Source organism: Candidatus Dependentiae bacterium (genome assembly GCA_040878395.1).
In the GTDB taxonomy this organism is placed as follows: Bacteria; Babelota; Babeliae; order Babelales; family Vermiphilaceae; genus JAKBEL01.
In genome coordinates, this window is record JBBDMI010000010.1 from 63,838 (window position 1) to 87,496 (window position 23,659).

The following is a 23,659-nucleotide window of genomic DNA, read 5'->3' on the forward strand; positions in this document are numbered from 1 at the left end:
CTACCATAAAATGGAAAACAACATGAAAAATAAAAATATATTAGCCGGACTCCTGTTTACCTTAAACATTGCTGCAATACAAGTACCTGATTGGTATCAACAAATGGACAATATCTTGAATAACTTAGAACAGTTTGGAGGCGAAGTTACTGAGCAAATAGCATTTATGGACGAATGGAACGAAAAACTTAAACCATGGTGCTCTGAACTTCGCAAAAGAGGTAATGAACGAAAAGCACTTTTTGCATGCATCAGAACAGAAGCACAAAATTATGATCGCACTATCAGCAACTTAGAAACCACGATAGCTAAAAAAAACAACAATATCATTGATACAAAAAAAAATATTGCTGCACTTGAGAATGAAATCGCAACACTCAACATAAAATTAGCACGTCTTGAAAATAAAATTGAAGAACTCAAAGCAGCATACGCAACACTTCTTGATCTCAATGAAGATAAAGCTGACGAACTCATTGCACAAATAAATACACTTAAAGAAGCCTATGATGATATGATTAAAAAACGCGATGTGTTACGCAAAACATTAGAATCATTCTATCAATGCGTTAAGGCTCATGACTATGAAGAAAATACTGATATGTTTGCATTTGCCAAAGAAATCGGTTGCGACATGGAAGGGAAAGAACCAAGATAATAAGCCAGCGACATAAACAAAACATCTAAATAAAAGAAGAGAGCCAAAATATCCTTGAGCTTTCTTCTTTTATATTTTCATTTTAAACAGATCTTTTCGATCATTAAGATAATTTTTATAACATTGTTCAACAGTATCAACATCAATTATATGTTGCTGAATATCTTCAATAGAATGCAAATCCTGCAATGCAACTGCATCCCCAACGTTAAATGGGCCAATTGCCGTACGTTCAAGCTCATATATCGTTGCACATGAATTACATTTTTGTGCAACATCATTAACCAATGAACGAATATAGGTGCCATGAGAAACATGCGCAAACAATGTCAGTTCAGGAAAATTAAAATGAATTAATTTCATATCGTACAGATCTACATTTTTTTGCTTTGTGCGTAAAATAAAATCTAAACTTTTATCCAAGCGTGTTGCCGACCGCGTTAAATCAGATAAACGCTCTCCTTTCCATTTCAGTGCAGAAAAAAGTGGTGGAATTTGATTATAGTTATCGCCAAAAGAACCTATTGATTGTTCAATTTGCTCAGCAGTTACTAACTTATCGCATGTTTTGACAAGCTCGCCGGTATAATCCAATGTATTGGTCAACTTGCCCAATGTGGCTTTTGTAACATACTGTTTGTCTAATTTCATAAGGTATTTAAAAAAACGAGTCGCCTCTCGTCCAATACCCACTATAAGCAGTCCTGTGGCAAATATATCCAATATGCCTGCATGGCCAATTTTTGTTTTTTTTGGCAATAGTTTTTGCAATTTATTAATGCAATCGCGAGAGGTAAGATTTTTTGGCTTATTAATTAATAAAAAACCAATAATATTATGTTCGTTTGACATAGCTAAATTAAAATATTATAGATCTTATGCTTACCCGCTTTGACAACCATACCTTTTTTCAAGACAATTTCAGCCTTAAAATCTTTAACAACTTCGCCATCGATTGAAACAGCTCTTTGTTCTATCAATCGTTTGCCATCAGACGTTGTTTTAATTGCATTAAGCTCTTTTAATAATTGTACAATCCAAATAGGGTTTGAAACATCCTTTGATAATGCAACTTCTTGCGCTGCTGTATGATCACGTTTTTGAAAAACATCTTCAAACTGTTTTCGTGCTTCATCAGCTTCTTGCATCGTCCAAAACTTTGCAACAATATCATGCGCCATCTGTTTTTTGAGTGCCATTGGATGCAAATTTCCTGCAGCAATACGTTCTTGTAATACGCTCAAATCTTCTTTTGTTACACCCAATAAAAGTTCAAAATAACGCCACATCAATTCATCTGAAATTGACATTAATTTACCAAATGCTTCGTTTGCCGGTTCGGCTAACCCAATTGCATTCCCCAATGATTTGGACATTTTATGCGTACCATCCAAACCTTCAAGCAATGGCATAGTAATGACTACTTGCGGTTCTTGATCAAACTGCTGTTGCAAATCACGACCTAACAATAAATTAAATGTTTGATCCGTTCCGCCAAGCTCAACATCCGCTTGCAATGCAACAGAATCATATGCTTGTAATAATGGATACATTAATTCATGAAAACCGATCGGTTGTTGTTCGCGCATGCGTTTTGCAAAATCTTCACGTTCAGTAATTTGCGCCAAAGTAATTTTGCCACACAATTTTAAAAAATCTGAACTATCAAGTTTATCTAACCATTCACTGTTATAACGCACGGTGGTTTTTTTTGGATCTAAAATTTTACCAACCTGTTCAAAATAGGTTTGCATGTTTTTTTTGATATCTTCTTTGCTTAAAGTTGGGCGCGTTTTTGATTTTCCTGATGGATCACCAATACGTGCAGTATAATCACCAATCAAAAAAATAACTTCATGGCCCAAATCTTGAAAGTCACGCATTTTTGCAAGCACAACAGCATGACCTAAATGTAAGTCTGGAGAAGTTGGATCGGCACCAAGTTTAATACGTAACGGTTTTTTTTTATTTAATTTGTTTTTTAATTCTTCAACCGGCAAAACTTGTACTGCGCCATGAGATAATTTTGCAATCTGTTTTTCAATATCCATAATTCACTTCCATTACACAAAAAAGTTTAAGATCATTGCAGACAGCATCAATGTGATATAACCAAACAACATTTGAATTTGTCTACCCAAAACCAACAAGAGTGTTAATGTTGCAACCAGCGAGCCCAATTGAATATACATGCCATATTCAGGATGTCGTTCAATTACTTGCATAAATATTAAATCTATTGAGGCTTGAATAAAACGTAACATTGCCAGGAAAATATTAATCCCCATTGCGCCTTGCAAAATAATTGCGAATGTTTTGCCCACTACGGCTGAACCCAAATAAAGTGCTTGCACAACATTCAATCCTGAGGCAAGAAGCATAATCGCTACGCCAATTAAAATATGTACAATCGTTGAAGAATAAAAAACAGCTAAAATTTTTGCTGTTCTGCGTGGTGCATAAATATTATACATATTCACCGGCACTTCACGCCCCCAACCAAATCCAGTCATTAAAAGCACTATCATACCAACAAAATCAACATGAACTAATGGATCTAAAGTTAAAAAACCTGCATGATCTGCAGTATAATCACCAGCTTTTTTTGCAATCCAGGCCTTTGCTGCTCCTGCAATAGTAACCGAAAAACCATAGGCCAAAAGAAGGGCCAGATACTTTTGTAAGTTGATAATAATGTCGTGTAACATGATACTCCATTGTTTTTTGATATAATCAGATCAGAATACTCATTGCTAAGTTTAGATGAGGCACACAGATTGGTCAAATTGAAAGAATCATTTATAAGAAGGATTTCACTCTCGACAAACAAATTCGGGCACAGTAGACTTACCCCATATTACAAGCAAACAAGTAAAAAGCTAAAAAAAAGACAAGGAGAATATGATGCCAAAACCAATCGGCTCATCTAAAACATTACCATTATTGTATCGTTTACTTCCCCCAGTTTTACTGTCAATTGTCACCGCAATTACCTATTGGCCATCGCTGCATTATGCATTTCAATTTGATGACATTGCAAATATTCAAAAGCATTTTTATATTCGTCATCACAATTTTTTAAGCTTATGCTTTTCCGGCCCACGATGGATTAGTTATTGGTTAAATGCTATTCACTATAGCATTGGCAAATTCGATCCCTTTTCATATCGAATGGGCAATCTAATGATTCACACAACAAATGGAGTTCTTCTGTTTTTTATTATCCTTTTTGCTCTCCTCCGAAGTAAAGGACAACATTTTTTTAAACGAAATGCATTAAGCATCGCAACGGTTACTTCAATGTTATTCTTACTGCATCCGGTGCAAACACAAACCGTATCATATGTGATTCAAGGGCAACTCGAAGGCCTAGCCTGCATGGCAATTTTATCAATGGTGTTAACATTCTTACACCTTTGTTATGCAAATACGTTTATCAAAAAATTATTACTTTCGATACTTTTATTTTGCATTGCCATTATTTCATGTTGCACCAAAGAAATCGCAATTATTTCCCCATTGCTTTTATTATTAGTCGATTGGTTTTTTGTTTCTCACGGATCATGGGAATCAATCAAAAAGCGCTGGTGGCTACATACCGGCGTGTTTGTTCTTATTGTAGGAATCTACCTATGGTTTTTAAAGCCATCATTTTTTACCAACATTCTTTGTTTAAATATGGAAGTAAAAAACAACATTGGCAATATCATCACTGAAAATCCACAAGCAAAAATTAGCACTTGGTCATTCTTTATTTCACAATTTAAAGTCATATTGCATTACCTTTGGATGTTCATTTGGCCATTTAACATCAGTGTTGAATATGACTGGGTATTGGCACGTGGTTTTTTTGCCCCCGACTGCTTTTTGCCCTTTTTGACACTTGTAATAATTGGGCTCACTATCTTTCGTATTTTATATACACATAAAACTCATGTCCTATGTTTTGGCGCATTATGGTTCTTTATGTGTATTGCACCACGATCAAGCATCATTCCATCACCGGAACTGTTGGTTGATTATAAGACTTATACCGCATCAATTGGATGGTTATTAATTTTGGCATGCGCTATTATTAAAGCAATCGAACTTATTGTATCCAGAACAAAACAGCATCAAAAGACATTGCAAACACGCCAAGCCCGCACTGTTATGGCATCACTCCTCATTGTGCCTCTCAGTCTGGCAACATGGCAACGCAACTCTGTATGGAGTTCAGGAACTGAATTTTGGATGAACATCATACAGAATGCTCCGCGCAAAGCTCGTGCATACAACAACTACGCTGTTGAACTTTCCCAAATATACAAGCGATATGAAGACGCAATCCCTTACTTTAAAAAAGCAACACAAATGGACAACACCTATCCTGATCCATGGAATAATGTTGCCGTGTGTTATTCGCATTTAAATCACCTTGATCAAGCAATTGAATCTCTCAAACAAGGGCTTCGCATCAACCCTTATTATCCTGAAGGATATAACAACTTAGCATCATTCTATTTGCGCAAAAAAGAGTATGATAAAGTTGAAAAATGCCTAAAAACTGCTTTACAATTACGCCCACATTATGGCAAAGCATATTTCAATATGGGTCGCATGTTTGCAGAAAAAAATGAAAACAAAAAGGCATTAGACTGTTTCAAAAAAGCATGTACCATTGCAGATCTTGATAATGAATTCGGCTACAAAACATATGCTCGTGCGGCATTTAATCAAAAAGAATTCAGCGATGCAATTTGGGCATATCATAAAGCTTTAGAATGCAATCCGTCCGATTCTGAAGTGATGTTCAGTTTGGCAAATGCATATTATCTTTCAAAACAGTTTGGCCAATCAGTTAATGTGTATAAACAGATTTTGGCACAGAGACCTAACGATATACGCGTTTGGTATAATTTAGGCGAATCTTATTTAATGCAAGAAAATCTCAAAGATGCTTTACATTGCTTTAAACGTATTGAGCCGGAATGGGAAAAACTGCCACAAATACGCATTCGCCTGGCAACATGCTATGAAAAAATGGGCGACGCACCTGCATCACTAAAAGAGCTACAAATATTAGCTGATAATAAACGAACATCTGCAAAAGTAAGAGTTCAAGCAAAACAACTCATTGGACAGCTACATGATCACTACGGACCTCAATTGACAACTGTAGCCTAATTACTTTCTGATTGTTGCGCGGATGCTGCTATCTGCGCACGTGAAAATAATTTTTTTGCTTTCAAATATATTTTTGATAAAGTCATTTTTTGGCACTCTTCGTCTTACTACCTGAAACTGAGGCCTTTTCTAAGGAAGCTGCCAATCCGTCTTCACCTCGATTACGAGCAAAATCAACTAATCCTTGCTCTCGTGCTCTTGTTGTATCAACACCATAATCTATCAACAGTTTAACCATTCCGCTATTTAGTCTTCTCACTGCTTGTTGCAACGGTGTCCCCAGAGATCGTGTACCTTTGTTCGGATCTGCACCATGTTGCAACAACATTCTAGCAGCTCGAATATCACCCCTGATCACTGCTTGCATAAGTATACTTCTTTCAGTAGGCATATAATCAGATGGCACTAATGCATTTGCCAAATCTTCATTCTTATCTAAAAGTTGTTCCATTTTTGTATATTTTTGGTCGTCGAATGCAATATATAATAGTTCTTCTTTCGATTTAAGCACATCACCGATAAACCTACCAATAGAAACAATCCAACTATCTTGTGGATAAGAAGTATCAGCAGCACGGAGATTGATTACTGATATTACAACTAAACAAATCAAATTCATTATTTTCATAAAAAGCCCTATTATCGTTTATCATTTTAGAAATAATTATCACTTACAATCAAGCGTACATAGATTAATTACAATTAGTCAACAAAAGATTGGTCGCAACACAAAAGATTGGTCGCCTTCAGGGCAATCGCGTGAATAACTTCGAATTTATAGGTGTTTTACAGGGAAGAAAGAAACCCGCATTTTTTTAGGTTTTTTATCAAAAATAGATCATTTTTTATTGAAAGTTGACTGATTTTATGATTTGAGATAGGGATATGCTATTCGATTCAATTTTCAAATTCACCTAAAAAAGGAACCTTTATGAATAGCATATCTCTTGAAAACGTACACCAAAACCCAAGATTTGCAAATTTAATAAGCTGTATTTTAGAAGTAGAAGACTTTCGATCAGATAGAAATAAGGTGTATAGCCTTGAATGCATCATAATATTGGCAATTTGTGCGTTGCTTGGTGGGGCAAACAATATTGTAGAAATTGCAAATTTTGGCAATGATCACAAAGAATGGTTTATGCCTTTATTTGGTTTAAAAGATCGTATGCCATCGCACGATACAATTAATGCAGCGTTAGGTTTAGTTCTTCCTCAACAATTAGAATTGTGGCTTACAATTTGGCTAGAAGGCGCTGATAATAATATAAATGATCACATTAAGATTGATGGTAAAGTTATACGAACTTATTCATCAGATGACCCTCTGTGTATTGTCCGTGGATGGATTGACAGATTGAAAGTGGTTGTAGGTTCAGTTAGGGTTGCAAAACATAGCAATGAGATTACCGCTATTCCAACGCTATTAGATAAACTCTGTCTAAAAGGCAAAATTGTAACAATTGACGCAATTGGTGCACAAAAAAACATTGTTTCAAAAATACGTGCCCATGGAACAGATTATTTGATTACACTGAAAGGTAACCAGCATCAATTTTATAAGGATGTAAAAGATTATTTAATCGATGTAAGCGAAAAAACGTTCGATGATATACCAGCTAATTATAGTTGGTCTGAAGATTGTGACCACGGGAGACGCGAAGTTCGTGAGTATTGGGCAACAGATGATATTGGATGGCTTGAACAAAAACCTGAATGGGCAGGATTGCGCAACATAGCTTTGGTCAAATCAACTGTGGTAAAAAAAGGGAAACAAGCAGTTGCCATGCGCTGCTATATTAGCAGCTTACCGCCGCATGCAGCCAGAATTCTGTGTCTGTCACGCGCACATTGGTCAATTGAGAACAAGCTGCATTGGCATCTTGATACAGCAATGGATGAGGACCGATCGACTATCCGAAAATTTAATACTCCAATGAACATGTCAGCTCTTCGATGCTTTAGTTTGTCAAAGTTGCACAAATCGCCGATCAATCGAAGCATTCAAGGCAAACGAAATATGATAACGACCAGCCAAAGCGCACTTTGGGAAACCCTTATAAACTAGGGCTTATTCACGCGATTGCCCTGGGTCGCCTTTGTATCAACGCATCACTTAAAAAACTCCGAATACTGGCTAACAATAAACGAACCTCTGCAAAAATGCGCGTACAAGCAAAACAGTTAATTGGACAATTGCATGATCATTATGGATCTCAATTAACCACTGTTGCTTAATTAATTTATTGTTGTGCAGATGCTGCTATCTGCGCAACATACTCATGAAATGCTTTTTGATAGTAACGCGTACCTTCATTGCCACACCTTAAAAACAGTTTTTTGTTATGCCAGTGAAACACCAAGATATCTTTTTCCTTTATCAATATTAGATCTTAACATGCACAAAAGGCAATACCTCAGCTTTGACCCTAATGAGTTTTAAAAGTACACTAACTTATATCTATTTTAGTGTGTAAATAAGGGAAAACATGGATAAACGGTACGAACACAAAACAAGCGAAGCTGAACTTCGCACTAAGTGGCAATCAGAACAAACCTATAAAAAAGAACACCATCCCGGACCTGTATGGTCAATTGATACACCACCCCCTACTGTTTCAGGCAATCTACACATCGGTCATATATTTTCCTACACACAAACTGATATTATTGCGCGCTATAAACGCATGAATGGTTTTTCCGTTTTTTATCCATTTGGGTTTGATGACAATGGCTTACCAACTGAACGATATGTTGAAAAAAAATGCAAAACCAGTGCGCATAAAATGGGACGTTCCGCATTTATTGACTTATGCCTTGAAGAAACAAAAGAAGCTGAGCAAGAGTTTAAAGATCTTTGGCAACGCATGGGCCTTTCGGTCGATTGGGATGCTTGTTATTCCACTATTTCAGAAAACACCCGGAAACTTTCACAGGCCTCGTTTATTGATTTAGTCAAAAAAGGTTATATTTATCGCAAACATGAACCTGCATTATATTGCACTACATGCCGTACTTCAGTTGCACAAGCAGAACTTGATGATGCATTAAAACCATCTATGTTTAATGATATTGTTTTCAAAGATGAAGATGGCAATGATCTAATTATCAGTACCACACGCCCTGAACTATTACCTTCATGTGTTGCCGTTTTTTATCATCCTGATGACAATCGATACAATGTGCTCAAAGGCAAACATGCAATAGTGCCAATATTTGGTAATAAAGTTCCGTTGCTTGCCGATGAAACTGTAGAGATAGAAAAAGGAACCGGTCTTGTTATGTGCTGCACCTTTGGTGATAAAACAGATATTCTATGGTTCAAAAATCACAATTTACCCTACAAACAATCGATCGGCTTTGATGGAAAGTTCACTGATGAAACCGGTATTTTAGCCGGATTAAAAGTTCCTGATGCACGCGCAAAAATAATACTAGAATTACAAAACAAAAACTTATTGCTCAAACAAAAACCTATTGAGCACAATGTAAGTGTTCATGAACGATGCAAAAAAGAGATTGAATACGTTACATTAGCCCAATGGTTTTTGAACATTTTAGAACATAAAAATGCTTTCATTAAACTGGCCGATAAGATCAATTGGTATCCATCATTTATGAAAGCACGCTATATCGATTGGGTGAAAAATTTAGGATGGGATTGGTGCTTGTCTCGCCAACGTTTTTATGGCATTCCATTTCCGGTATGGCACGTTGAAGGTACTGATCAATTTTTATTACCACCGGCAGATGCATTACCGGTAGATCCTCAAGAAACTGAATATCCCGGCAACATTCCTGCTGAGTTTAAAGGTAAAAAATTGATTGCCGATACTGATGTTATGGATACTTGGAATACCTCTTCCATTACACCGTATATTTGTTATCAACTATTTACCAACAACGAAGTTAATTTTGATGACCCTAAAATTAATGGGTTTATTCCTATGAGCATGCGGCCACAAGCGCATGACATTATCCGTACATGGGCGTTTTATACCATCGTCAAAACCTGGATGCACAACAAACAGATCCCTTGGGAAAACATTGTTATTTCCGGACACGTACTTGCTGACAGTAAAGAAAAACTTTCTAAATCAAAAAATCAAAAAGCAACAAGTCCTGAACATTTATTGAGTCAGTATTCTGCCGATGTCATTCGTTATTGGACTGCCTCAGGAAATTTAGGACATGATGTTGCGTTTTCAGAAAATCAATTAAAAATTGGCGGCAAACTAGTTACTAAGCTTTGGAACGCATTCAGATTCACCAAAGAGCATATCAATGCAGCTCAAATAAAAGAAGCACCACAAAAATTTGGTTTAATCAACCAATGGCTGCTCAATGAAGCTTCTGCAACATTTGCAATCTATCATAATTATTTAGAAAAAAATGAATTTGGCCTTGCGCTCAATGCAGCCGAATCATTTTTCTGGCACATCTTTTGTGACAACTATTTAGAGTTAATTAAGGATCAACTGTTTAATCCTGACAACTACGATCATGAAGAACTTTTTGCAACACGCTGGACATTATATCATGTCGGCTTGCGCATCTTGCAACTATATGCACCTTATTTACCATTTGTTACAGAAGAAATTTATACATTAATCTACAAAGATTCAGTTGGGATTGACTCAATTCATAAAACAAAGTTTGCTGATATACAAACTGTCTATGCATTTACTAACGAAGCTGTCACTATGCAATTGGTACTACAAGTAATTGGTGCTGTGCGTAAAATCAAAACAACTCAGCAACTTTCATTAAAACAAGAACTGGAAACATTAACTATTTTTGCTGACGATGAAACATTACATAAACTTAAAACCCAAGATGCACTTATTAAAGGCGCAACAAAATCATTAAGTTTAGATTATAGCAGTAACAAACGTGATGAGAATGAATTAAAACAAATTAATGAGTTATGGCATGGATTCGTGGTGTGTGAATAAGTTATAATAAAAGGAATACCCTTCGATACTTCGCTATCGCTCAACTCAGGGAGAAATTAATATATTGTATCTTTCAATATTGTTAACCTCTGTCCTATAAGCAAAGATATAATACATGACTATTTAGATCATACAATTGATTACAAAGGCTATCAACACTCACTTAAAAAACAAAAAATTAGATCATTTCTCCCTAAGTTGAGCGATAAAACTAGATCATTTCTCCCTGAGTTGAGCGATAGCGAAGTATCGAAGGGTATTCCGATATAAATATTACAGTAAAAACAGATGAAAAAATATGAATAAATCCTGCTTTGTATATATTTTAGAATGTAAAGATGGCTCCTATTATACAGGCCAGACTTGGGATCTCAAGCGAAGATTAAGTGAACATCAGCAAGGAGCAATCATAGATTGCTATACATTCACACGTCGACCGGTAAAGTTAGTTTTTTATGAAGAGTTTCCTTCAAAAGATTCTGCGCTAGCAATGGAACACCAAATAAAAAAGTGGTCCAGAAAGAAAAAAGAGGCTTTAATTAAAAGAAATTGGCAATTACTACCACAACTTTCAAAGAAAAAATTTAAAAAACAGTAAGTAAAAATATAATCGGAATACCCTTCGATACTTCGCTGCGCTCAACTCAGGGAGAAATTAATATATTGTATCTTTCAATATTGTTAACCTCTGTCCTATAAGCAAAGATATAATACATGACTATTTAGATCATACAATTGATTACAAAGGCTATCAACACTCACTTAAAAAACAAAAAATTAGATCATTTCTCCCTAAGTTGAGCGATAAAACTAGATCATTTCTCCCTGAGTTGAGCGATAGCAAAGTATCGAAGGGTATTCCGAATAAAACATATCCAGGTTTTTATTCATTTGCCGGATTAATCATAACTTCAGCTGATTGAACAACAGGTCGGCCTTCAACCTTATAAAAGATAGTACATACGGAAAACTTAAAATCTTGTTCTTCCAATAACAAAGGTTTTATTATTTTCCATGTTTGCAGCGAAACTGTTCCTTGCTCAGCGCCGGCTTCACGCATTGTTTGATATTGAACAAAAAGTTCATGTGCTTTTGAATCATTACTTGCATTAACAGACAATGCCGTACATAAAAAAAGAGCATAAAGGAATAGTTGTTTCATGAAAAACCTATTTGTTTTTTTTAATTAACATTTATACTAAAGTACTATAATCATGAGGATATTATATGATTCTTATTAAAAATGAACAAACATTCCCCGTAGACATTAAAGCATTAGAACAGCACACAAAAATAGCATTAGATGCATTAGATTATGCAGACTTTGATATAAACATTGTTTTGGTCACACCGGAAGCAATGCAAAAATACAATAATGATTTCCGTGATAGAGATAGAGTAACCGATATCTTGTCTTTTCCATTTCATCTTATTGCAGCGGGAGCTCGCATTGAACCGGAAACTGAAGATGACAAAAATTTAGGAGATATCATTATATGCCCGCAATATGTAAACGATGATCTTGATCGTTGGCAAATGTCATTTGACAATCGCATGGACATGTTGCTCGTGCATGGCATCTGCCATTTGCTTGGTTACGATCACATTGAAGATAAAGATTATGAAGTCATGAAAAAAAAAGAAGCATCTCTTTTGAAAATGCTTCAATAAACTTATTATGAAATAGAGCGATGAGAAGACAAAAGACTCATCTCTCTTTTCAACTACAATATATCAATTGCCACTTATAAAAATTAAAGATCCTCTTCTATCTCACGCAATAAATCAGAAAAATCATCTGCTTCTTCTTTTCTCAATGCTGCCCATTGTGACTTTGGCTTATACGCATCTACATTCTCTTGTGGCTCCCACGTATCATCAGCATGTTTTTTTATCCAATCAATAACTTCATTAATTGCCTCTTTTTGTACTTCAGCTGCAAATAACTGAAACACGCCATGCATCGAATACCAAATAGCTGACGCAACTAAATGTGCCGTTTCATCATCAATACATGCAATCTCTTGACGCATACGAAATACAGCCTTTAAAAAAGATGTATATGCACATAACATATCATTTCTTTCTTGCTCATTTGTCGGCTCTAATACCATCTCTTGTGAATCATCTTGTAATGCTTCTAATCGAGGAGCAAAACTTTCAATTTTTTGTGAACAATAGGTCAACATCGCACCATAATCAAATGTATCACCTTGATAATGACATGATGGTAGTTCATTTTTTTGAGTTAATATAGAAATTGGAGCTGATGCAAGCAATGCAAATAATAAAAATGTACGCATAATAATCCTGATAAAAAATGTGAATAAAATATGCATGTCATCATAAGGTATATTTTTCGGTTTGACAAATGGCCAGCTATGATACACTCTTTTTTTAAAAAAAATTACTGCTATACTACAAAACACATATGTTAACTTTCAAAAAGGATTTTTCATGAAAAAAATATTATTATGTATCTTGTTAAGTAACTGTTCATTTCTATTTGGTGCTGATGCTTCAGGCATCCCCACAGGTCCTTCTGTGAACCCAAGTACAGACGGCAATGCGCCTGAAGAAGCCTCATCTAACGCAAACTCTTATTTTGATGCTAACTTTGATGCGCGAGACCAATTACCAAATGAAAAAATTAATTTCACATTTTCTCCAGTTACCGTAAAACAACCAAAACCAGAGCTCCCCTTAGGTCAACAAATTTCAATAGAGTTTGGCATGACTGCAGGGCGCCAATTTGTCGGAACTTTTGCAGCTCGATGTGGAGACAAAGCAGCAGAAACCTTTATCAATGCTCTTTTTGGCAATGACGAACAAGCTATGCAAAAAGTTGTTGCTGAATTACAAATCCGTAAGGCAAATCTACAAATGCAAGAGCAAGAACAACAACTAAAGCTCATCACCGAATTAAGCGAATTAATTTCCACAGTACGTACACTCAATGAAAAAGCTACATCTGAAAAATTAACTGAACAAGAAGCTAGACAACTTCAAGATGCCAAACAAAGCTTACAATTACTTCAAACAGTAATACAACAAGCACAAAATTAAAAAAGCATCATAAAAAAAAGAGGCTCGCAACTGCGAGCCTCTTTTTTTTATACAAAATTTTATCCAAATTTATAATTTGAGTTCTTGTGGTCGGCGTATCGCCAAAATAGCAATACCGATTAAATTTGGAATCGCAACCAAAGCAATTAAAATGTCCATAATCACCCATGCAAGTTCAACATGCAACATTGAACCAACGAATGTCATAATGACCGTAAACCAAACATACCAATTAACATATTTAAAGTTGGTAATTGATGCAAATGTTTGTCGACCATTAAAACTATTACCGATTACTGTGGTAATTACAAACAATGAAATACTTACTAATAACACGAACTGCCCAAGCGCCGGCGCACTAACCTTGAATGCTTCATAAATCAATGTTGAACGAAATACGCCTTGTTCCCAAACGCCGGTTACCAATACAATTAACCCAGAAATTAAAGCGAGTAATGCATCTGCTGCCATAGAAAACATCGCCAACACACCTTGATCAGCCGGTTTTTGTGTATCTGCCATTGCATGAGCAATTGATGAAGTTCCCAAACCGGCTTCGGTAATAAATACACCTCTGTAAAGGCCACATTTCATTGCTTGCAAAACAGTCGCGCCCAAAAATCCACCTATTGGAGCGGCCGGAGTTAAAATACATTGAGTTATACTCGCAACAGCTAGTTGTAAAGCAACTATGTCTTGAAACAAAATTAACAATGCAAACGATATATAAAAGAAAAACATTATCGGCACCAATTTACTGGCAACTTCTCCCACACGCTGTGCGCCACCAACAAGAACGTAGAGCGTAATTGCAGCCAATGCAACACCGGTTACCCATTCAGGAATGCCATCTTGCGCATACATTGCAGCCAATGTATTTGATTGTACCATCGACCAACCAATAAACAAAACAGCCATTACATACATAAACCAATTAGCAAAAAAAATACTTACATGTTTTAGGTATTGCATTGGGCCACCAATTATATGACCATTTTCAGTTTTTATGCGTGTAGACATGGCAAACACAACTTCAGTAAACTTGGTAACCGAACCCAGAAAAATATAAAGGAGCAACCAAAACATTGCACCGGGACCACCGGCAAAAATTGCCACCGTTGGGCCCACTAAATTTCCAATACCAATAGTCGTGGACATTGCAGTAAACAACGCATGAAAAGTATCAATTGTTTTAACATCGCCCTCTTTGTTTTGCACTTTTTTACGCGAAATTCCACCTTTGATCAAATCGATAAACTTTGGCATCGCACGAACCTGTATAAAACGTGTCTTAATAGTTAAAAACAGCCCGACCACAAAAAACAAAACCGCAACAGGAAAATCTAAAAAATTTTTTACTAAAACTAATGAAGTAAGTAAATTCATATAAACTCCGTGAATTAAAATAACAATGATGAAAAAAAAATAATTTCTTTTACTTTATCTAACTTTATTATTCCTCATTATAGGTTAATTTTTTATAACTTCATGCATAATCAAACAAGTTTACCACAAAAAACATCGAAAGGATTATGTCCTCTTGGCCAAAAACGAAAGAGCCTGCCTAACCAATTTATCAAACGGAACTTGTGCTCCTTTATTTTGTCTTTGCAACCAATTCATTGCAGCATCAATTTCATTTCGTGAGTAATTAAGAGAATGCAATACCTCAGAAACATTATGAATGTCTGAAATATGCTCTGCACCTTCAAACTGAACTCCTGATTTGAGTAATTTTGCAACTTTGTGTTTTAGTTGCACAACCATTTGCTCCGCTTTTTTTGCACCAATACCACTAATTTTACTCAGCATTTTATCATCCGCCTGTTGCACCGCTTGCACAAATGCAGCACCACCAAGCTGTGCTAATGCTGCCATTGCAATTTTTGGACCAACACCTGAACAACTGGTAATCAATAAAAATACTGTTTTATCTAATTCTGTTGCAAAACCATAAAGACTCGGCCCCTGCTCTTGATTCCAATGCATATATAAAAATAAGTCTACTTCTTGCCCAATGGCAACATGCATAGTAGATGGTATTGAAACGCCAAAACCTAGCGGGCCGACACTTACGGTAATATGTGACTCATTTTGTGCAGTAACTTTCCCTGAAATACTGTCAATCATTTTTTACCTTTCATTTTGGGGCTGTAAGCGGTTTGTACAAGCATTCTAAATTAAAATTGAAAGACAAACTTATATATACCGATAACGTTTGTCTTATTACATGAGCCATATTAAAGGTGATATTATCAGAAATAGCAAATTCTACAATGTAAACGATATCAAGACCTTTCTATCGGTATTTTACAAATAACAGGCATTTAAACCTTTTTAGCATAAAATATGCACAAAACATTTGACAAAATGTCCACGAATGGTACATTTTTTACTGATTATACCGTTAATGCGGAAATAGCTCAGCTGGTAGAGCGTTGCCTTGCCAAGGCAAAGGTCGCGGGTTCGAATCCCGTTTTCCGCTCCATTTATTCATTCATATTCATGTTCTTGATTTATTTGCAGGCAAGGCAAGCGTCTTTTTTGTTTCAAACTAATTCATTTATTTTTTCTAAAAATGCGCCCTCTGCAAAAAAAAGTAAGAACAAATTTGCTTTAAGAGGTCATTTTTTATGAAATCAATCGTTCAAGAAGCTTCATCAGTAGTAAAAGCTATCGATTGCGCATGGAAACGTGCAGAACAACCGGCTGAATTCTCGGTTCGTATTCACGAACACCCTAAAAAAAATATGTTTGGCTTCACTACTAAATCTGCAAAAATTGCACTTTTTTATGGAGAAGAAAAACCAAGAAGTCGCAACTCAAAGCCGACAGCAAGACCTTTACGCCAAAAAAAGACTGCTGAAGCATCCAAACCAACACCGGCACCTGAAAAAAGCAAAGCTCCTGTGGCTGCTCGTACACGAAAAATTGAATCTACTGATCCATGGAATGAGGAAATGGTTGCCTATGCTCAAAAATGGCTTGAAGACTTGCTCAATGCATTGCAAATTAAACATGCTCAATTTAATGTAGAACCTCAACGTTATCATCTAAAGGTAACTTTCACAAAGCCTGTATTTCCTGAAGATGAAAAAAATCGCACTTTATTCCGTAATTGCGCACATTTAATGTTACAATCAGCACGTAATAACTTCAAACGACCATTAAAAGGTTTTAAAGTAGTATTAACGACTGGTAGTTAACCAAAATAAATGGAAGGTTATGATACAAAGTCCTGAACTACAAACTATTATTGCACAATGCACACCACGCGGAAGCGGCGCTATTGCATTGCTTCGTTTGTCCGGACCTCATGCATTAGATATTGCGACACGATTGAGCCGCTTGCCAAATAAAAAACTCATTAATGAGGTCCCAACACACACTATTCATGCCGGACATGTTATCGACCAAAACAACAATGCTATCGATTATGCAATGTTTTTGGTTATGCATGGCCCACGCACATTTACCGGTGAGAATGTCGTTGAGATAACAACTCACAATAATCAATTTATTATTCAAGACATTATCGAGATTGCCATCAAACATGGTGCACGTTTAGCTCGTGAAGGCGAATTTTGTAAGCGTGCAGTTATGAACAACAAAATGGACTTAGTGCAAGCAGAAGCAATTAACGAGCTCATACACGCAAATACTCAGATGGCCCTCAAGCAATCGCTTGCACAAGTTGAAGGAAGTTTTTCACAATGGATTGTAGAAATTGAACAAGACCTTCTCAAAGCTCTTGCATTCTGCCAAGCAAGCTTTGAATTTATTGATGAAGAAGATATGGAATTTGGCGATGCAATCAAAAACATCATAACCAACAGATGCAAAACAATTGAACAGTTAAAAATAACATTTGACCAACAACAACGCATCCGCCAAGGAATCCGTATCGCCATTATCGGTTCGGTTAATGCAGGGAAATCTTCATTATTTAATGCATTATTACAAAAAGACCGTGCAATTGTCACTCACATCGCCGGCACAACACGAGATGTTATTGAAGCAGGCATGTATAAACAACAAAATTATTGGACATTGATCGATACTGCAGGCTTACGCAATACTGATGATATTATTGAACAAAAAGGAATCGAGCGGTCACTCAAAGAAGCACATCTTGCTGATATTATTTTATTAGTAGTTGATAGCTCTCGCCAAATGAACGTACAAGAAAAAGAGGTTTATCAAGAGATAGCAGAACAACATCCTGATAAAATCATTACCATCTTTAATAAATCTGACTTACCTAAAAAAACAGACTTTCAATCTGCTCAAGCTATTACTATTACAACGCATGGCACACAAGAAAATATCGACAAAGTAGAATCTGCTATCGAACAAAAAATTGAACTTTTACTCAGCGCAATTGAATCACCCTTCCTACTTAACAAAAGGCAATTCAATCTCTTGCTCGCACTTGAACAAAAACTAAAAAATACATTACCATTATTTGGCGATAATATTGCCTACGAATTGGTATCCATTCATTTACAAGACGCAATCTCTGACCTAAGCGAACTGACCGGCAAAACAATTAGCGAATCTGCAATGGATAAGGTTTTTAGAGAATTTTGTGTAGGCAAATAGCTTATAACTATCTTCTCTGCACAAAATTTAAAAAATATTTTTTATATAAAACCGATAAGGAAAAACTTTAACTAGTGGATCCCTGCCTGCGCCTATGCATTACCCACATTTTATCCTTTAAAAAACATATTTTTTTGTTTTAGGCTTTCCATGGCGCCATTTCCCTCATCCTGTCATTCCCAGCCGTCGCTAAAGCTAAGGCGGGCAGGCTGCGAAGGCAGGAATCCATAAAAAGCTTGTACAATTAAATAGCATAGGCATTGTAGGGCTTATGAGGAAAATTACAGGGAATCTAAAATAATATTTTTTAATGAATTTATTTCATTTATTGTGGATTCCTGCCTTCGCAGGAATGACAGGGGTGAGAAACTTTGTTATTTTGTGTGATAATTATTTTGAAAGTAACTTTTACTAAAATAAGCTTGAAAATTAAACTTGTTTAAAATAATTACTTAAAATAATGCGAGTTCGAAAACACAAAAATGCCTGAAATAAAGCAATATTATGATCAGAAATATACGTAATAAATGTACTCAATTTGAATAATAAATCCTTTTGTCATTCCCGGCTTGAACAAGAATCTCGGTATTTGCCGCAAGGACAAAATCCTAATAGCCACGCGGGTTACACAAGATTTTTTAATGGAAAAGTTTATCAAAGTTATAGCCGGTAGCAGCAAAGGAGGCCAAAGCAAAATTTTTATAATTTTGCGTGTGTCGACTTTTTGCGCGAGAAATAGGATATAATTTAAATATTTTTTATATAAATCCGATAGCGGATATGGAAGCCTAAGGTCGAATGTAAATGAGAACGTGAGCTGACAGTCCGAAGGACGTTTTTATCCGCGATAAGGGGATTCAAAAAAAGGACCCCTTTTTTTGCCTGGAGTCCAGAGGTTGTGGCCCGTCTTCGTTAAAACTTCGCTGGGCACGGCAAGACCCTTCTAGATTTCATCCTGCCTGCACGCCGAAACTTTAGTGTAGGCTGTGAGTGCTCAACGTAGTTGAGTGTATCGAAGGACAACCTTTGGGCCATGCCTGTCAGGCAAAGCTTTATGCGACGACTGATCCGGCGAGGACAATAAATAACTTTAAATAAAAAAAAATAAAAAAACTTAAGATCATGATACTTCGACAGGCTCAGCATGAACAATAGAAAAAAATGTGACAACTTTTTAAAAAAAAAGAGACTCCACCAAAAATAGTAAAGCCTCTTTTTTTTTAAACAATTTTAAAGGTTTTTTTTGAAAAAAACCGAACCTAAGCGTATATAACTCTCATTTCACAACGACGATTCGGTGCTTGTGCAACGCGATCACCGGTTACTTCAACGCCATCAATAATTGCAGGAACTTCTTGTCCGCGACCTACAACTTTAATGCAATCTGCAGGAATACCAGCTTCTACACACTTTTCATATACAGCTTTTGCACGTGATTCTGATTTTGCCATATTATATGCAGGACGACCGGCTGAATGACATGCATGCCCTTCAATAACTATTGTTGCCGGATAATCTGAATCATCATTCAAACGAGATTTTGCAAGTTCAATGTTATGTACAAGTGCGTCAGCTTGATCTTCTCTTACATTATCCCCATCGAAACTAAAGCATACATTTTTAAAGCCATCAGCATTTTCAGTATCTTCTACCCATACAAAATCATGTAAATCACATGACACACCATCAACTTCAACTTCTGTTGCTACATCAAATTCTTCTAACCCTTCATCAAACATACTATGAAATTGTACATCTGAAACAGGCACGTCAACTTCGCTGCATGGATCACAATCATTACACTGTTTTTCACATCCAGACAAAGCTAGCAATAAGGCCAAACTCAACAAGGTAAATTTATTGTTTAACATTTTTCCCCTTCTTTTTTTTAAAAAATATACAATCGATCCACTTTAAATGGGACTTTAACATACTTTTTTGTTATTTTCTACTCATTAGTAATTAGATGCGCTATATTATAGTATAAAGGCTACTTTTTGAAGCATTTTTTTATCCGCCACCCGACAAAACACTGGAATAGTTAAAATATGAAAAAAATATTAATAAATAAAGCCCCATGGCAAACACGTATCGCAGTAACACACGATAATCGTGCACAAAACATTTACTTCTCAGCACCTTTAACTACCCATCTGGAACGTAGTTACTTTAAGGGCCGCATAACAAAGATTCTTCCCGGTATTCAAACAGCATTTGTTGATATCGGACAAGAAAAAGCCGGTTTTTTGCATATTTCTGAAATTGATCGTGATTTAGCCATTGAGAAAATAAGTAAAATAACTCAGCTTGATGACGATGCGCCTAAAAAACCTAAACGTGAAAAACTGGATATCGCCAAAATATTCAATGAAGGCGATGACGTTTTAGTACAAGTAAACAAAGAGCCTGTATATCAAAAAGGTGCAAAATTAACTACCTGTTTCACCTTACCCGGCAGATTTGTTGTGCTTATGCCAAACATTCCGCGCATTGGTGTATCAAAAAAAATCGAAGATCGTGACGAACGTTATCGTCTTAAAGAATTGGTCAGTGCAAAACTACCGGAAAATATGGGTGCCATTATTCGTACATCAGCTGACAGCACTGATCAAAAAGAAATTTACAAAGACATCAACTACCTTCTTGCAACTTGGGAAACTATTCAAAATAATTTCAAAGCAGCTGAACCTGCTGCAAAAATACATGAAGATTTAGAACTGACATTACAAATTGTTCGCGACCACCTCGATGACGATGTTGAAGCAGTTATTACTGACGACAGAGACAATCAACAACAAATTTGCAAATTTGTAAAAAAAATGGCACCGGAATTTGTTGATCGTATCCGTTATTATAACAATCCAATTAATATTTTTGATTTTTATGGCATTCAAGATCAAATTCATGACACGCTCAAGAAAAAAGCTCACCTCAAATCCGGTGGATCTCTAATTATTGAAACCACAGAAGCTATGACAGTCGTCGATGTCAACACCGGTAGATTTGTCGGAAAAACAAATCTAGAAGATACTATCTTAAAAACAAATCTGGAAGCTGCCGAAGAAGTTGTTCGTCAACTTCGTTTACGTAATATTGGCGGACTCATTGTCATCGACTTTATCGATATGGCAACATCTGCTAATCGCCATAAATTAATGCGACATTTTGATAAAATGCTCAAAGAAAAGGACCGCTTTCAATCAGTCGTGTTGAAAGTTTCTGAATTTGGACTTGTTCAAATGACACGCAAACGTTCAGGCAAAACATTACAACAACTGCTTACTAATGATTGCCCAACCTGCCGTGGCAGTGGACATGTTAAATCAATTGAAACTGAATGCTTTGAAATTTTACGCAATGTCGAAACTGCAGCACTGGATCTGCAACCGGATGCTGAACTATTAGTCTATCTCAATCCTGAAATGTTTGCTTATGTAACACAAGAACAATACAACTCACTCTTGGCATTAGAAAAAATGTTTCAAGGGAAAATTATTGTTGAAAGCACTCCTGGACTACATCGTTATGAGTATAAAATTGAAAAAAAATGATGCCCATTGCAGCAAAAGGCACATTTGGTAAACTAATAAACATACATATAGAATCTAATATGCTTTTTGCCAAGGAATTCACGTGTCCAAAAAACAACCTTCTATTTTAGATCATTATCCAGATTATGCATTGAATATCGGTATAGAGGTCCATGTACAACTCGATACCAACAGCAAAATCTTCTGCCCAAGTAACAACAAACAATGCAAAAGCCCTAATGAATGCATTTGTAATATATGCGCCGGATATCCGGGAGTTTTGCCTGTACTCAATAAAAAAGTGGTTGATTTTGGTATTTTAGCAGGACTTGCAACGAACTGCACCATTAATAATATTTCATCATTTGCTCGCAAACATTACTTTTATCCTGACTTGCCAAAGGGGTACCAAATTACCCAAGATAAAGATCCAATTTGCTCTGAAGGCTTTGTTCCTATTCGGTTGGAAGATGGCTCAACAAAAAACATTCGTTTAATTCGTATTCATATGGAAGAAGATGCAGGAAAAAATATTCATGCATCAGGAACCAATGAAAGTTTCGTCGATTTAAATCGTGCCGGAACACCCTTGCTAGAGATTGTTACCTATCCTGATATTGAAAGTACCTATGAAGCGAAAGCGTATCTAAAAACATTGCATCAAATTGTTACCTATTTAGGCATCTGTACCGGAAACATGGAAGAAGGTGCATTTCGTGCAGACACCAATATTTCTGTGCGCAAAAAAGATGCAAAAGAACTTGGTACACGTTGCGAGATGAAAAATATTAATTCATTTAAATTCATTGGCGATGCAATTGAGCATGAAATCGAACGCCATATTGACATTCTTGAATCCGGCGGAAGCATCAAACAAGAAACTCGCTTATGGGATACCCATAAAAAAATAACCAAACCGATGCGCTCAAAAGAAGAAGCGGCTGATTACCGTTATTTCCCTGAGCCTGATTTACCGCTCATTGAGATCAACGAAGAATGGATCTCTCGCATAAAAAAAATCATGCCTGAGCTACCAAAAGCAAAATTTGACCGCTTGGTAAACGAAGTCAAACTAACGCCTTACGAAGCTGAAATCCTGGTTGATAATAAAGAAATAGCTGACTACTTTGAGCAAGCACGCGAACTAACCAAAAGCAAACAACTGATCAACTGGATATTGCGTGATTTAATGGGGCACCTAAAAGAGCATAAGATCGATGTTCATGTATGCAAAGTAACTCCGGCGTTAATGGCAGAACTTCTTGAACTTCAAGAAAAAGGAACCATCAATGCTGCTGCTGCAAAAGAAGTATTTGAAATCGTTGCTCAAACCGGTCAAAAGCCTGCTGATGTGGTCAAAGAAAAAGGATTAGAGCAAATCGGTTCACCTGAAGAGCTTGAAGCAATTGTCAAAGAAATTGTCGATGCTCACCCGGATCAAGTTGCACAACTTAAATCAGGAAAAGATCGCATGTTCGGATTTTTTGTTGGCCAAGCAATGAAAAAAACAGAAGGCAAAGGCAATCCAAAAATCATTCAAGAATTGCTTAAAAAACATTTGAGCTAAATCATGTTAAAAATGTTATTTTGTCATCAAGAATGTTGTTATCACACTCTGCTGAAAGAACAACTGAACATACTTGATGACAAAATGACATCCTATTTCTTCTATTTAAGCTATA

Annotated in this window: 20 protein-coding genes and 1 tRNA gene; 12 read left to right on the top strand and 9 right to left on the bottom strand. The window is 36.1% G+C overall.

All coding sequences use genetic code 11. From position 1 onward, the window contains the following. Positions 1-22: 22 nt before the first annotated feature. Positions 23-658, top strand: a complete 636-nt coding sequence (locus tag WD055_04305; protein MEX0849428.1) for a hypothetical protein — start codon at positions 23-25, stop codon at positions 656-658. A gap of 69 nt (positions 659-727) precedes the next feature. Here the strand turns inward: WD055_04305 and truB are convergent, their stop codons facing one another. From truB to WD055_04320, 3 genes are read right to left on the bottom strand one after another with little or no spacing between them, the layout of a single operon-like run. Continuing rightward, positions 728-1,510 (bottom strand): tRNA pseudouridine(55) synthase TruB, encoded by a 783-nt coding sequence (gene truB / locus WD055_04310; protein MEX0849429.1) that lies wholly within the window; start codon positions 1,508-1,510, stop codon positions 728-730. A 2-nt stretch (positions 1,511-1,512) separates the two neighbouring features. Beyond that, positions 1,513-2,709, bottom strand: coding sequence for a tyrosine--tRNA ligase (gene tyrS, locus WD055_04315; GenBank protein ID MEX0849430.1), 1,197 nt, complete (start codon positions 2,707-2,709; stop codon positions 1,513-1,515). Positions 2,710-2,721: 12 nt separating this feature from the next. Further along, positions 2,722-3,366, bottom strand: coding sequence for a hypothetical protein (locus WD055_04320; protein ID MEX0849431.1), 645 nt, complete (start codon positions 3,364-3,366; stop codon positions 2,722-2,724). A gap of 193 nt (positions 3,367-3,559) precedes the next feature. Between WD055_04320 and WD055_04325 the strand changes: the two genes are divergently transcribed. Beyond that, a complete protein-coding gene (locus WD055_04325) occupies positions 3,560-5,824 on the top strand; it encodes a tetratricopeptide repeat protein (protein MEX0849432.1) in 2,265 nt (754 codons plus the stop codon). A gap of 82 nt (positions 5,825-5,906) precedes the next feature. On the opposite strand, the gene WD055_04330 is transcribed toward WD055_04325, so the two are convergent. Then, a complete protein-coding gene (locus WD055_04330) occupies positions 5,907-6,452 on the bottom strand; it encodes an ankyrin repeat domain-containing protein (GenBank protein ID MEX0849433.1) in 546 nt (181 codons plus the stop codon). 303 nt (positions 6,453-6,755) lie between these two features. Here WD055_04330 and WD055_04335 point away from each other — a divergent pair, with 303 nt between their 5' ends. The 3 genes from WD055_04335 to WD055_04345 all read left to right on the top strand — a co-directional run bounded on the left by WD055_04335 (position 6,756) and on the right by WD055_04345 (position 11,377). Next, a complete protein-coding gene (locus tag WD055_04335) occupies positions 6,756-7,892 on the top strand; it encodes an ISAs1 family transposase (GenBank protein MEX0849434.1) in 1,137 nt (378 codons plus the stop codon). A 421-nt stretch (positions 7,893-8,313) separates the two neighbouring features. Then, the gene (locus tag WD055_04340) at positions 8,314-10,779 is read left to right on the top strand and encodes a valine--tRNA ligase (GenBank protein MEX0849435.1); all 2,466 of its coding nucleotides are present in this window, start codon (positions 8,314-8,316) and stop codon (positions 10,777-10,779) included. Between the two features lie 298 nt (positions 10,780-11,077). Further along, positions 11,078-11,377 (top strand): GIY-YIG nuclease family protein, encoded by a 300-nt coding sequence (locus tag WD055_04345; GenBank protein MEX0849436.1) that lies wholly within the window; start codon positions 11,078-11,080, stop codon positions 11,375-11,377. Between the two features lie 285 nt (positions 11,378-11,662). Here WD055_04345 and WD055_04350 read toward each other — a convergent pair whose 3' ends face one another. Next, positions 11,663-11,941 carry a hypothetical protein gene (locus WD055_04350; protein MEX0849437.1) on the bottom strand — a complete coding sequence of 93 codons (279 nt, stop codon included), beginning with the start codon at positions 11,939-11,941 and terminating at the stop codon, positions 11,663-11,665. Positions 11,942-12,006: 65 nt separating this feature from the next. On the opposite strand from WD055_04350, the gene ybeY reads away from it, so the two are divergent. Then, a complete protein-coding gene (gene ybeY, locus WD055_04355) occupies positions 12,007-12,450 on the top strand; it encodes an rRNA maturation RNase YbeY (GenBank protein ID MEX0849438.1) in 444 nt (147 codons plus the stop codon). A gap of 83 nt (positions 12,451-12,533) precedes the next feature. On the opposite strand, the gene WD055_04360 is transcribed toward ybeY, so the two are convergent. Beyond that, entirely contained in the window at positions 12,534-13,082 is a 549-nt protein-coding gene (locus WD055_04360) for a hypothetical protein (protein ID MEX0849439.1), read from the bottom strand. Positions 13,083-13,236: 154 nt separating this feature from the next. On the opposite strand from WD055_04360, the gene WD055_04365 reads away from it, so the two are divergent. Beyond that, entirely contained in the window at positions 13,237-13,845 is a 609-nt protein-coding gene (locus WD055_04365; GenBank protein ID MEX0849440.1) for a hypothetical protein, read from the top strand. A gap of 69 nt (positions 13,846-13,914) precedes the next feature. On the opposite strand, the gene WD055_04370 is transcribed toward WD055_04365, so the two are convergent. Then, positions 13,915-15,231 (bottom strand): amino acid carrier protein, encoded by a 1,317-nt coding sequence (locus tag WD055_04370; protein MEX0849441.1) that lies wholly within the window; start codon positions 15,229-15,231, stop codon positions 13,915-13,917. A 144-nt stretch (positions 15,232-15,375) separates the two neighbouring features. Then, the gene (gene ruvA / locus WD055_04375) at positions 15,376-15,975 is read right to left on the bottom strand and encodes a Holliday junction branch migration protein RuvA (protein MEX0849442.1); all 600 of its coding nucleotides are present in this window, start codon (positions 15,973-15,975) and stop codon (positions 15,376-15,378) included. Between the two features lie 282 nt (positions 15,976-16,257). Between ruvA and WD055_04380 the strand changes: the two genes are divergently transcribed. From WD055_04380 to mnmE, 3 genes are all read left to right on the top strand, one after another. Beyond that, positions 16,258-16,333: transfer RNA gene (locus WD055_04380), tRNA-Gly, on the top strand. 145 nt (positions 16,334-16,478) lie between these two features. Then, positions 16,479-17,051: a hypothetical protein gene (locus WD055_04385; protein ID MEX0849443.1), complete on the top strand. Its 573-nt coding sequence runs from the start codon at positions 16,479-16,481 to the stop codon at positions 17,049-17,051. A gap of 19 nt (positions 17,052-17,070) precedes the next feature. Continuing rightward, positions 17,071-18,447: a tRNA uridine-5-carboxymethylaminomethyl(34) synthesis GTPase MnmE gene (gene mnmE / locus WD055_04390; GenBank protein MEX0849444.1), complete on the top strand. Its 1,377-nt coding sequence runs from the start codon at positions 17,071-17,073 to the stop codon at positions 18,445-18,447. A 1,259-nt stretch (positions 18,448-19,706) separates the two neighbouring features. Here the strand turns inward: mnmE and WD055_04395 are convergent. Further along, complete coding sequence (locus WD055_04395; protein MEX0849445.1) at positions 19,707-20,318, bottom strand: OmpA family protein; 612 nt, start codon at positions 20,316-20,318, stop codon at positions 19,707-19,709. Between the two features lie 177 nt (positions 20,319-20,495). On the opposite strand from WD055_04395, the gene WD055_04400 reads away from it, so the two are divergent. Together WD055_04400 and gatB are read left to right on the top strand one after the other, a co-directional pair. Beyond that, positions 20,496-21,998 carry an Rne/Rng family ribonuclease gene (locus WD055_04400; GenBank protein MEX0849446.1) on the top strand — a complete coding sequence of 501 codons (1,503 nt, stop codon included), beginning with the start codon at positions 20,496-20,498 and terminating at the stop codon, positions 21,996-21,998. A gap of 82 nt (positions 21,999-22,080) precedes the next feature. Then, a complete protein-coding gene (gene gatB, locus WD055_04405; GenBank protein MEX0849447.1) occupies positions 22,081-23,544 on the top strand; it encodes an Asp-tRNA(Asn)/Glu-tRNA(Gln) amidotransferase subunit GatB in 1,464 nt (487 codons plus the stop codon). Positions 23,545-23,659: the final 115 nt, after the last annotated feature.